Source organism: Oceanobacter kriegii DSM 6294, from assembly GCF_000422845.1.
GTDB lineage: Bacteria > Pseudomonadota > Gammaproteobacteria > Pseudomonadales > Oceanobacteraceae > Oceanobacter > Oceanobacter kriegii.
Genome location: NZ_AUGV01000004.1, coordinates 163,329 through 175,700 on the forward strand (window position 1 = coordinate 163,329; position 12,372 = coordinate 175,700).

Annotated in this window: 10 protein-coding genes; 2 read left to right on the forward strand and 8 right to left on the reverse strand. The window is 56.9% G+C overall.

What is annotated here, in order from left to right:
- Complete coding sequence (locus G516_RS20895; protein ID WP_051218904.1) at positions 1–567, reverse strand: elongation factor P hydroxylase; 567 nt, start codon at positions 565–567, stop codon at positions 1–3.
- 138 nt (positions 568–705) lie between these two features.
- Here G516_RS20895 and G516_RS0103705 point away from each other — a divergent pair, with 138 nt between their 5' ends.
- A complete protein-coding gene (locus G516_RS0103705; RefSeq protein ID WP_028292524.1) occupies positions 706–2,091 on the forward strand; it encodes an MATE family efflux transporter in 1,386 nt (461 codons plus the stop codon).
- 79 nt (positions 2,092–2,170) lie between these two features.
- On the opposite strand, the gene G516_RS0103710 is transcribed toward G516_RS0103705, so the two are convergent.
- The gene (locus G516_RS0103710) at positions 2,171–3,208 is read right to left on the reverse strand and encodes an NADP(H)-dependent aldo-keto reductase (protein WP_028292525.1); all 1,038 of its coding nucleotides are present in this window, start codon (positions 3,206–3,208) and stop codon (positions 2,171–2,173) included.
- A gap of 107 nt (positions 3,209–3,315) precedes the next feature.
- The gene (locus G516_RS23700) at positions 3,316–4,179 is read right to left on the reverse strand and encodes a thioredoxin family protein (RefSeq protein WP_028292526.1); all 864 of its coding nucleotides are present in this window, start codon (positions 4,177–4,179) and stop codon (positions 3,316–3,318) included.
- Between the two features lie 248 nt (positions 4,180–4,427).
- On the opposite strand from G516_RS23700, the gene G516_RS0103720 reads away from it, so the two are divergent.
- Positions 4,428–5,099 (forward strand): DUF6436 domain-containing protein, encoded by a 672-nt coding sequence (locus G516_RS0103720; protein ID WP_028292527.1) that lies wholly within the window; start codon positions 4,428–4,430, stop codon positions 5,097–5,099.
- A 90-nt stretch (positions 5,100–5,189) separates the two neighbouring features.
- Here G516_RS0103720 and G516_RS0103725 read toward each other — a convergent pair whose 3' ends face one another.
- The 5 genes from G516_RS0103725 to purF all read right to left on the reverse strand — a co-directional run bounded on the left by G516_RS0103725 (position 5,190) and on the right by purF (position 12,362).
- Positions 5,190–7,253: a transglutaminase family protein gene (locus G516_RS0103725; RefSeq protein WP_028292528.1), complete on the reverse strand. Its 2,064-nt coding sequence runs from the start codon at positions 7,251–7,253 to the stop codon at positions 5,190–5,192.
- Positions 7,250–8,389: a DUF58 domain-containing protein gene (locus G516_RS20905; RefSeq protein ID WP_051218906.1), complete on the reverse strand. Its 1,140-nt coding sequence runs from the start codon at positions 8,387–8,389 to the stop codon at positions 7,250–7,252. Before G516_RS20905 ends, G516_RS0103725 begins: the two co-directional genes overlap by 4 nt.
- Before the next feature lie 3 nt (positions 8,390–8,392).
- On the reverse strand, positions 8,393–9,316 hold the full coding sequence (locus tag G516_RS0103735) for an AAA family ATPase (protein ID WP_028292529.1): 924 nt from the start codon (positions 9,314–9,316) through the stop codon (positions 8,393–8,395).
- A 165-nt stretch (positions 9,317–9,481) separates the two neighbouring features.
- Positions 9,482–10,696 (reverse strand): O-succinylhomoserine sulfhydrylase, encoded by a 1,215-nt coding sequence (locus G516_RS0103740; protein WP_028292530.1) that lies wholly within the window; start codon positions 10,694–10,696, stop codon positions 9,482–9,484.
- Positions 10,697–10,841: 145 nt separating this feature from the next.
- Positions 10,842–12,362 carry an amidophosphoribosyltransferase gene (gene purF / locus G516_RS0103745; protein WP_028292531.1) on the reverse strand — a complete coding sequence of 507 codons (1,521 nt, stop codon included), beginning with the start codon at positions 12,360–12,362 and terminating at the stop codon, positions 10,842–10,844.
- Between the last annotated feature and the right edge of the window lie 10 nt (positions 12,363–12,372).

The window sequence follows — 12,372 nt, forward strand, 5'->3', positions numbered from 1 at the left end:
TCAGAGTCTTTCCCGCACAAACAACTGGGCGGAATAACATTCGTGGCGCTGATAATAGTCGAGTAACGCCCGTTTTAATACTTCTGCCCGCGGGGGCAAACCGTTTTTGAGATACAGATGGGCCTGTTTCCATACATTGTCGGCAAAAAGCTGTCGGCCCCGCTCTACTTCGTCGGGATCACCGTCGAGATTGTCGGTACTGATGTGGAAACGGCGACCACAAGCTTCCGACAACAACCACTCTACCGCCTGGGGCTTCACCTCAACCTGCTCAAACTCACGTTGTTGTTCGGCGCTGCGGCCATCCGGCTCGTACCAGTAGCCAAAATCCACCAGCAACCGACGCTGACTGCCGGCAATACACCAGTGGCTGATTTCATGCAGCGCAGATTCATAAAAACCGTGGGCAAAAATCACCCGGTGATGAACGCACTGGTCGTCAGCAGGCAGATAAATCGGTTCGTCGTCACCGGCCACCAGACGGGTGGTTTCAGACTCAGCAAACAGGCCATCGAAAATGGCGATCAAATCGGCGGGGTCAAGCTCTGGAGCGGTTCGGGAGGTCATCGATGCCAGCAGTGAGAGGTTATATCAACAAAGGCCGCGGAGTATATCACCAACTTGATCTTTGCTGAGTGATTGGTTTTCTGCAAGCCAATGTGCACAATGCGTTCCCTTTCAAGTTTTGTCGGATCGCTAAAGTTAATGTCTGCGACGGATTTTTCTCGCCACGAACGTAAAGCCCTGTTGGGGTTAATGCTGCCCATTCTGGCCACCCAACTGGCCCAGATTGGCATGGGCACCGTCGACACCCTGATGTCCGGTTACGTAAGCACCCGCGACCTTGCCGCCGTGGCCATTGGCACCGCCGTGTGGATGCCGGTATGGCTGTTTCTGGCAGGCATTCTGGTTGCGTTGTCACCACTGGCCGCCAGCATGAATGCGCGGGCGAATCAAAACGGCAACAACCAGCAAGCCAATGATCTGTCGAACCTGCTGACGGCAACGTTATTTCTGGGGCTGGTATTAGGTGTACTGTCTGGCGGCCTGCTATGGCTGGCATCCGGCTTTGTCAGCTGGCTGGTGGACGATCCGGTGACGGCACAGGTGGCACGGGATTACCTGCTGGCAATTGCAGTGGGCTTCCCGGCAGTGGGGATTTTCCTCGCCTATCGTTTTTTTGCCGAAGCCCTGAATCAGGCCGCACACGTCACCCGCATCATGCTCACCGGTCTGGTCATGAACATTCCGGTCAACGGCTTGTTTGTGTATGGCTGGCTGGGATTCCCGGAGCTGGGCGGTGTTGGCTGCGGCATTGGTAGCAGCATTGTGTTTCTGGGCATGGCCATCGCCATGGCGTTTGATACCCGTAAACATCGCTTGCCGAAGGGCTTTGCCTTGCTGCAAGGGCTGATGAAACCACACCTGCCACACGTACGCAGCTTGCTGAAAATCGGCGTTCCAATTGGTCTGGCAATTTTCTTTGAAGTCAGTCTGTTCACTGCGGTGGCGCTGTTTCTCACCGACCTTGGCCCGGTTGTGGTGGCAGGCCATCAGGTGGCACTGAATGTGTCGTCGCTGACCTTTATGATTCCATTGAGTCTGGGCATGTCGTTGACGGTTCGGGTCGGCCACTTTCTGGGCCGCAACGAACCGCGTTTGGCGAAGCGGGCAGCCTGGCTAGGCGTACGCCTTAACCTGGCGTGTGCGCTGTTTAATGCTCTGCTGATTGTGCTGTTTGCAGCGCCGATTGCCAGCTTGTATTCCCCCGACCACAACGTCGTCGAGCTGGGCGCACAGCTGCTGTTATTTGCCGCGGTATTCCAGCTGTCGGATGCCACACAGGTTGCAGCTGCAGGGGCTTTGCGAGCCTATCACGACACCTTTGTGGTGATGCTGATTACCTTTATCGCCTACTGGCCGTTAGGGATGGGTAGCGGCTACGTGCTGGCTTTCCAAGGTATTCCGGCTCTTGGCATTGAAGCTGCCGGAGCACAGGGATTCTGGACGGGGCTGGTGATTGGCCTGACCGGTGCCGCAGTGGTGTTGACCATGCGTTTGCGCAAGGTGACCAAGGCTTCGTTGAAGTAAGACAACGAGTCCGATTGGGCCGTCAACGCACACAAACAGCACCAGCCCGGCTAACCGGGCCGGCTGATAACCAAACAGGTTATGGGCAAGGGTTGGAAATGGTGGCGTGAACGTCGTTGATGCGTCCCAGCGTTTCCTCGTCCAGCTGGACGGCGGCAGAGTCGATGTTTTCTTTCAACTGCGCCATGGTCGTCGCGCCCAGAATGTTACTGGTCACAAACTGCTGCTGGGTCACAAAGGCCATTGCCAGGGTGGCTGGCGTCATACCGGCATCGGCTGCAATGTCGACATAAGCTTGGGTCGCTTTACCCGCCAGTTCACTGTTGTAGCGCTGGAAGCGCTCAAACAGCGTCAGGCGGCCTTTGGCGGGTTTCTGACCGTTGAGGTATTTACCGGTGAGCACGCCAAACGCCAGCGGTGAATACGCCAGCAAGCCACACTGTTCACGGATCGACACTTCAGCCAGCCCCACTTCGTAGCTGCGGTTCAAAAGATTGTATGGGTTCTGCACCGACACCGGACGCTGGATGCCCATGCGCTCTGCTTCACTGATGAACTTCATGGTGCCCCAGGCGCTCTCGTTCGACAGTCCGTAGTGGCGAATCTTGCCCTGTTTGATCAGGTCATCCAGCACTTCCAGGGTTTCAGCAATCGGGGTGCCATCCAGCTCTGGCTGATGCGCATATCCCAACTTGCCAAAGAAATTGGTTGCCCGTTCAGGCCAGTGCAGCTGATACAGGTCGATGTAATCCGTTTGCAAACGCTTGAGGCTGCTTTCAACGGCCTGGGTAATGTGCTCACGATTCAGCCGTGAACCACCACGAATATGGCTGCCGCCGTAGGATGGCCCGGCGACTTTGGTGGCCAGCACAATGTCCTTACGCTTGCCGGTTTTGGCGAACCAGCTGCCGATGCACTCTTCAGTGCGACCCTGGGTTTCAGGCTTGGGCGGCACCGGGTACATTTCTGCAACATCGAAGAAGTTGATGCCTTCAGCCACCGCATAGTCCATTTGCTCGTGGGCTTCGGATTCGGTGTTTTGTTCACCCCAGGTCATGGTGCCAAGGCACAGCTTGGTCACTTGCAGGTCGGTATTGCCGAGTTGACGCTTTTCCATCGATATCTCCTATTCAAGCTGCCAGTATATCGACTCAGACTAACCGGCTTGGCGCGGGTTTTCGAACCCAGTGTTCAACAAATTGAACAGCCGTGCGCGGATATCACTCAGTCGCCGTTCTGATCCGGTTCTTCAGACAGCTGGCGTTGACGCTGGTAATCAAACCATTCACGCCGATAGCGGTTGGCCTGGGCACGGTCAGGCAAGGTGTTGATCAATTCAAACAGCAGGGCTTTGGCGGCTGCTTCCTGCTCGTCATTGCATGGCCGACGCAACAGCCCCAACAGCAGCGTCAGAGCCTGCTCGTACTGTTCATCGCTGGCCAACCCTTCCGCCAACGCCAAACGGGTTTCGGCAGACGGTTGTTGACGGAAGTTGTATTGCAGCACATCCAGGCTGGCGACATTACGCTCCAGCAGGTGCCAGCGAGAGATAGCATGTTGCATGGCCGGGTCACGCAGGCCATGGGCGTCGACAGACTGAAGCGCCTGTTGCAGTTCCGCCTTCAACTGCGGGTATTCTGGCAAGGCATCCATCAGCCGATGGCAAAAGTGAGCCCAGTCTCGCGCCGTTGCGGTTGGGTATTTCAGCAAGGCACGCAAATGCTCCAGGCCTGTCGACCAGTCGTGTTGTTCGAACGCCTGTTCGGCCTGCTGTTTGAGACGTTTTTCCGGGCTGTTGATGTAGGGTTTCAGCAACAAGCGAATATCGCGTTCCGGCAAGGCTTTGGTGAAACGGTTGATTTCGCGGCCGTGCAAATACAACAGTACGGTCGGCAAACCACGTACCGCCAGCGCCTCTATCAGGTCGGCGCGCTGTTCGGCATCCACCGTCACCAGAGTCAATTGACCGCGGTATTCCAGCGCCAGTTTTTGCAGCACCGGTAACAAGGCCCGACAAGGTGAGCACCAGGCCGCCTGAAAGTCGACCAACACCAGCTGATGAGCGGATTGCTGCTTCAGGGCTGCCATAAATTGATCCGTTGGCATGGCGTCTGAAATCGCCGCATCATTATCCAAGCCGTGCGGGCTGGAAGCAGGTGTAAGAGATAGGTCGGTGTTCGGGGGCTGGCTGTTCATCTGGGGCTGTCGCGTTTTGGAGCAGGCAGGTTACACTGCCAGAAAACGGCTTTCCAGCTACCAGGCCCCATTCCCCGAATGACACTCTGGGCTGTGACTTCAATGTAAAAGCGAAAACAAAAAACGAAGGTGTAACAAAGGTGCAAACGCAACACGCAAAGGAAGCTCCGCTGGCAAAACACAAACACCTGATTTTGGGCCTGGCCGTCGCCTTGTGGTTGATTGGCACCGCCATTGGCTTGTGGTGGTTTCAGTCGCAGAACATCCGCTCCTTCCTCGACCCAAACCAGCCGCCGCCTGCCGCCCCGGAAGTGGAACAACAGTTACACGCGCTGGTCGCCAACCACGCTGACGTGGTAAAGCGCACGGCACCAGTCACCCTGCTGCACTTCTGGAACCCGGATTGTCTCTGCAACCAGGTCAGCCAACGTCACTTTGATGGTCTGCTGGCCAAAACCAGCGCCGAAGAGCTGGAAATTGTGGTTGTTGCACCCGCTTCGGCATCCGCAGAAACACTGGAGGAATTCCGCCGTTTGAATCCGCCGCGCATCAAGTTGATGCAACTTGAAGCCGACGAGTTCAGGCCGTCCTCCTCGCCATCGATGGCGCTGATCAGCAACCGCGACGGTGCCGGGAAGCAGTCCGGAATCGACGGTTATGAACTGGGCTATTACGGTGCCTATGGCTTCGGTGCGCTGTGTACCGTTGCCAGCGATGACTTTTTCCCCAACATCGTCCGCAAGATGACCGCGGGTAGCTATGGTCCGTTTCTGAACGTGGCAGGCAGCGGCTGTTTCTGTGAGTGGCCGTAAGGTTTTTTCTGTGAGAGAGCTGCTTTTGAATCTATCTCTCAGCCTGCTCACGAGCTGACTCTCGACCTGCTTACTAGCCCAACTCTCGGCCTATTTACGAGCCAGTTTCTGGGCCCTTTTAAGAGCCCGTCTCGCCTGTTTGATCGCCGCCAAAACCGCCTTGCTAGAAACTGCGTCAGCCTGTGACGGCGCGGCATAAAGCCGCTGCTCCATCAAGGTCGCTAACTGCAACAGCGCAGGCCTGGCCGACGAGTACTGCCGCTGCAAACGTTGCAGCACAGATAGGGGCGATTCACTGGCAGCCACCGCAATGCCGGCCTTCTCGCAATCCGCTAACAGCGTATCCCAACCACGCCGTTCAGCAGACCGTGAGCGCGCAGGCCCCTTGGCCAACATCAGGGCGGCAATTACCACAAAGACAGCAATCACAGCGCCGATGATCCACCAGATAAAATACAGGTAGTCGGTTCGGTTGAAGATTGAGCGCAGAATGCTTTTCTGGCGTTCGCCGTCGTACGACAACACCCAGCGATGCCACAGATAATTAACCGACTCCAGCTTCAATCGCAGCTGGTTCAGCCACGGCATGCTGCGTATTTGGCCCGGCTTGATCAGCGAGTTTTCCATAAAGCTGCCCTCACCCGCCAAGGCCTGTTCCAGCCCCAGCTCAATCCGTGACGGTGCCACAGCCGCAGTTGGGTCGACACGCACCCAGCCCACCCCATCCAGCCAGATTTCAGCCCAGCCATGGGCATCGTACTGGCGTACGGTCAGGTAGTTCTCGGCATTGTTCCATTCACCCCCCTGATAGCCGGTGACGACCCGGGCCGGAATCCCCACCAGCCGGGCGGCATAGACAAACGCACCGGCAAAATGCGCGCAGAAGCCGCGCTGGGTATCAAACAGAAATTCGTCAATGTCATCGTCGCCCAACACCGGCGGTTTCAGGGTGTAGGTGAAGCTTGCGGCAAAGTGATCCAGCAATGCCTGTACAAACACATCCGCAGTCGGGTTCTGTTGCCACAACTGCTGTGCCCATGCGCGGGTTCTCGGGTTGCCGTCGTCCGGCAGTTGCAGGTTCAGGCGGCGCTGAACATAGCCTAGCTGATGCCTCGCGTACTGACCGTCAATGCCATAGCCCCGGTATCGCTTACGTTGGAATACCGGCCTGCGATCAACCAGAACACCGCTACTGGTCAAACCAATGCCCGGCTCCATGGAGCCACCATCACGCAGGGTAAACAGCCAGTTCTGGCCGGTCGGCTCCTGAATGATTTCGTAGCGGGTAACGCCTTCAACACCGGCCCGGCGCAGCTGCTCCACCTGATACTCGGGCATCTCCGGATACCATGTCACGTTTCGGCGAGAACCGGATCGTTGCCAGCTGCGGCCGTCGTATTGGTCGAGCACCAGGGCGCGCCAATACAGCTGATTGCGGGGCGGCTGTTGACCGGATTCGAAGGTCGCCCGAAAGGCCAGCTCATCAGACTGGCTCAGTGAGGCGATATCCCCCGGCGACATGGAATCTGACAAGCCGGTCATTGCCTGCTCGCTTTGTAGCTTGATGCTCCAAAGCGGTCCGAAGCGTGGGAACAATAGATACACCACCAGCATCAGCGGCAATGAAATCAGCAGAATGCCTGTGGCAAAGCGGCTGACTACCGCAAAACCCAGTTGCTTTGCAGCACCGGTTCCCTGCTGACCCAGCTGCAAGGCCACCAAAGTGCCAATAAGCACCCAGGTGGCGACAATCCCCAGCAAGCCCCACAGCAATTCCTGCTCGAACAGGAAGCCCGTTGCCAGCAGGAAGAAGCACAGAAACACCACGATGTAGCCATCTCGTTGGGTGCGCATTTCCAGCGTTTTCAGCAAGCTCATGGCAACAAAAAAGCCGACCGCGCTTTCAAGCGAATAGTGACCACTGAAGCCAGCAACCACAGCGCCACCCACCAGCACGACCGCGGCCATTTTGGTTTTGGCGTTTGGATACGGTAATTGGCCCCGATGCATCAACCAGCGCCAGCCGGTTGTGATCAGCGCCATACCCCAGAAAAACCACGGTAAATGGCTGTGGTGTGGCATAAAGACCAACACACCGGCGGCCAACAACCACAGCAAGGCAGACCGGGGTAACGGACGTTCGATGGCCTTCATCGCCCTGCCTCCTGATTAGCGGATACGGTTACAGTGACTGGGTTAGCTGAAGTACTGCCCGAAGCAAGCCCTGATGCAAGCCCTGATGCAAGCCCTGAATCAGACCCCAGTCCATACAGCGCCAGCTGCCCAAGACAACGTCGCAGGTGTCTTTCTGAATGATCCGGGGCAATCTCTACGCCCGGAAGTCGCAAGCCGTATTGCCAGCCTTTGTCGTGAACGCTCAGCACCCAACCCGTCAGGCACGACAAGCGGTATTCGGTATTGCCAGTCAGGTGGCCCCAGTCGAGCCAGCAACTGGCACCGTCGTCACTGTCAAATTCCTTGGTCACCAGGCCCTTACCGCGGGCCAGCTGTTTCCAGGCGATTTGCTTCAGCGAATCCCCCGCCTGATAGGGGCGCAAACCACGAAAATCCTGATCACCGCTGACATCGCGACTGGCACCTTCCAGCTCTCCCCCGTCGCCATCACTGCCCGTTACCAGCGGCACCGATTGTGGTTCCGGGTACACCAGGGTATTGAAGTCGAGCTTCACCCAGCTCCAGGCGCGAAACAGCCCCAGCGGAAAGCGGCTTTCCAGCAAAATACGGCCGGGTTGCAAGCGGCCACGTTGATGGCTGCGATAATGACTGGACAGCGTCACCGCCTCTCCCGTCAGCACCGAAGCGTTGATCCCCGGGTTGTCCGGGTATTGCAGCCACAGTGCATAATGCCCACGGCTTTTACCACTGCCCTGAGCTGTACTCTTAGTGCCGCCACTGACAGCTGAATAACGTTGGTTATTCAGCAACAGCGGAACATCAAACGACTGTCCGGCAAAACCGTCCAGCGGGTCCTGCGCGGTGATCACCAGTCCTTTCAGGTTGCGGAAAGTCAGATACATGGTGGTCAGGCCGATGCTGAACAGCCAGAACGTCAGGCCATACACCAGACTGTTCTTGTAATTAATGGCCGTCACCAGCAACAACAAAATCAGGCTGCCAAACAGCCAGCCAATGGCCGTGGGCAAAATAAAGATCGATCTATGCCCCAGAGTCACGCTGCGGCTGACCGGAATGCGGCGGTCCAACCAATGCTGCCAACGTTGGCGCACAGCCGAGGTCGCCAGCCACTGGCGAAGCGGATTTTTCAACACGGCTTAAACCAGCACGTCGACGTTGGCCAGAATATGGGCCGACACACTGCTGGCACCGCCGTCAGCGGCATCGGCCAAACGGTGATCGACCACCGCCGGCAGCACGGCCTGAACATCTTCGGGAATCACATGCTCGCGCTGATTCACCAGCGCCCAGGCTTTGGCGGCCTGCAACAGTGCCAACGCCCCACGAGGAGACAAGCCATAGGCATAGCCCGCATCGTAGCGGGTAAAACCAATGATACGCTGAATGTAATCCAGCACCGACGATGAGGCATGAATCTGCTGCACGTGTTGTTTCAGCGCGCTCAGCTGTTCTGGCGTGATTTGTTGTTGCAGATGGTTGGCCTTGTCGCGGTGGTTATTGCCTTCCAGCAGTTGGCGTTCGGCAGCAGGCGACGGGTAGCCCAGCGAGATTCGCATCAGGAAGCGGTCCAGCTGACTTTCGGGCAACGGGAAAGTGCCGGACTGGTTGACCGGGTTCTGGGTGGCAATCACAAAGAAAGGATCTGGCAGTTGGCGGGTTTCCCCTTCCACCGTCACCTGACGCTCTTCCATGGCTTCCAGCAAGGCACTCTGGGATTTTGGCGTGGCGCGATTGATTTCGTCGGCCAGCAACAATTGTGAAAACACCGGGCCTTCGTGAAACCGAAAACGCCCCAGCTCACTGCCCGGCTCTTTCTCGAAAATCGACACCCCGAGAATATCGGCGGGCAATAAATCGCTGGTGAACTGAATGCGGTTGTACTGCAACCCCAGCACCCCGGCCAGAGCATGAGACAAGGTGGTTTTGCCCATGCCGGGCAAATCTTCGATCAGCAAATGACCTCCGGCCAGCAAGCAAGCCAGCGACAGCTTGAGCTGCTCTTCCTTGCCCAGAATTACCGTATTCAGTTGTGCGAGTGCCGCTTCAACAGCCTTGGTCATGAGGTTCTCCGTCTGACTGATTCAATGCCCGACCGAGCATTCAGGTTTCTGCGCTGCATAGTGACAAAATCTGACACAAGAATCACGGTAACAGACCGTATCCGCCACAAAAAACGGGGCCGAAGCCCCGTCTCTGGATATCCCTGTGTGAATATCAACTACTACTTACAAGGCATCCAGGCCGCGGGCCAGATCCTTGATGACATCCTGCGGGTTTTCCAAACCAACCGCCACGCGAATCAGACCCTGACTGATGCCTGCTGCCAGACGCTCTTCTTCGGTAATACGACCATGAGTAGTGGTCGCCGGATGCGTGATGGTGGTTTTGGTATCGCCAAGGTTGGCGGTAATGGAAATCATGCGGGTGGAGTCAATCACCTGCCAGGCCGCATCTTTGCCACCTTCAACTTCAAACGACAGTACACCACCGGCCAAACGCTGTTGTTTGTCGATCAGGGCTTTCTGCGGGTGGGACGCCAATCCACAGAAGTTCACACGGGCAACTTTTGGATGCTGGCTCAGCCACTCGGCCACGACCGCACAGTTTTCGGTGTGGGCTTTCATACGAATGCTGAGGGTTTCCAGACCCTTGGTGAAGACCCAGGCATTGAATGGGCTCATGGTTGGGCCAGCAGTACGCAGTACACCCACCACAGGCTCAATCAGCTCCTTCGAGCCAACCACCGCACCACCCAAACAACGGCCCTGACCGTCGATGAATTTGGTGGCGGAATGAATCACCAGATCGGCACCAAAATCCAGCGGACGCTGAATCGCCGGGGTGCAGAAACAGTTGTCGACGGCAAACAGCGCACCCACGTCCTTGGCCACTGCGGCAATGGCTTCCAGGTCGGCCACTTCCATCACCGGGTTGGACGGTGACTCAAGGAAGAACAGACGGGTTTCTGCACGGCTTTTGGCTTTCCAATCGGCGGTATTCACCGGGTCGGCGTAATCGATATCAATACCGAACTTGCGCAGGTATTTTTCAAACAGGTTGATGGTGCTGCCGAACACGCTCTGGGAGCAGATGACGTGGTCACCGGCTTTCAGGTGAGCCAACACCACAGACAGGATAGCGGCCATGCCCGACGCCGTTGCTGCGCCTGCTTCACCGCCTTCCATCGCCGCCAGACGCTCTTCGAAGGTGCGTACTGTCGGATTGGTGTAGCGGGAGTAAACGTTGCCTTCAAGCTCGCCACGGAAGGTTGCCTGAGCTTCTGCCGCGGATTTGAACACGTAGCTGCTGCTCGGGAAAATGGCTTCAGAATGCTCATGCTCCTGCGTACGGTACTGCCCTGCTCGTACCGCCAGGGTTTCGATTTCAGCATCGGTCAGGTCGGACTGGTAAGGGCCCAGCAAATCGTGGATATCGGTCATGGTATGTAGCCTTAGCTGGTTATCGCCAGCAGCCAGTTGCCGGACCATCCGGCAAACATTTGTTCAGAAAACAAACAAAAACGGGGCAGATAAATCCGCCCCGTTTCGCAAACACACTACCCGCTAACGGGCATCAAGGACAGAATCAGGATTCTGCCTCGTTGTGCAGATCAATCGCAACATTGGAAATGGCTTTGCGAATGGTCTTGGACGAATCACTGCGCAGGTCGGCCAGACGCTGGAAGTAGGCGTCATCGATGTCCCCAGTAACGTATTCACCGTTGAACACAGATGCGTCGAAAGCAGTGGCCGTGGTGCTGCTGCCTTCCAGACATGCGGCGGTCAGGTCTTCCAGATCCTGATACACCAGCCAGTCGGCACCAATTTGCTTGGCAATCTCTTCGGTGCTTCGGTTGTGCGCGATAAATTCTTCCTTCGCTGGCATATCAATGCCGTACACGTTCGGGTAACGCACTGCAGGTGCTGCCGAGGCGAAGTAGACGTTTTTGGCACCAGCTTCACGAGCCATCTCAATGATCTGCTCGCACGTTGTACCACGTACGATGGAGTCATCCACCAGCAGCACGTTCTTGCCTCGGAATTCCAGATCCAGTGCGTTCAGCTTTTGCTTCACAGACTTCTTGCGCTGCTGCTGACCCGGCATGATGAAGGTACGGCCGATGTAGCGGTTCTTCATAAAGCCTTCGCGGAACTTCAGGCCCAAACGGTTGGCCAGCTCCATTGCTGACGCACGGCTGGTATCCGGGATCGGGATCACCACGTCGATGTCGTGGTTCGGGTGCTCACGCAGAATCTTGTCGGCCAGCTTCTCGCCCATACGCAGGCGAGCCTTGTAAACCGCCATGCCATCGATGATGGAATCCGGACGGGCGAAGTACACTTGCTCGAACAAACATGGAGTCAGGTTGGTGTCTTCCGCACACTGCTGGGTGAAAATACCACCCGCTTCCGGCATCACCACACATTCACCCGGTGCGATATCACGCTCCAGTTTGAAGTCCAGTGCATCCAGAGCCACGGACTCAGACGCCACCATGTATTCGGTGCCGGATTCGGTTTCGCGGCTACCGTATACCGCAGGGCGGATACCGTTTGGATCGCGGAAGGCAACAACGCCGTAACCACAGATCATGGCAACCACGGCGTAACCACCGCGAACACGCTGGTGCACGCGGCGAACGGCCTTGAAGATGGTTTCCGGTGTTGGCTGCAACTCACCCTGAGCGTGCAGCTCGTGGGCGAACACGTTCAGCAATACTTCGGAATCGGAGGTGGTGTTGATGTGGCGCAGGTCTTCACGGTAGATGTCCTGGGCCAGATCAGCGGTGTTGGTCAGGTTGCCGTTGTGTGCCAGTACGATGCCGTACGGCGAGTTCACGTAGAACGGCTGCGCTTCGGCGGAGCTGGAGCTGCCCGCAGTTGGATAACGGACGTGGCCGATACCCATATTACCCACCAGACGACGCATGTGACGGGTGTGGAACACATCACGAACCAGGCCGTTGTCCTTACGCAGGTAGAATTTGCCTTCGTCACTGGTGACGATACCGGCAGCATCCTGACCACGGTGCTGGAGCACGGTCAAAGCATCATAAATCGACTGGTTAACATGGGTCTTGGCGACGATACCCACAATTCCGCACATTCGCGATATA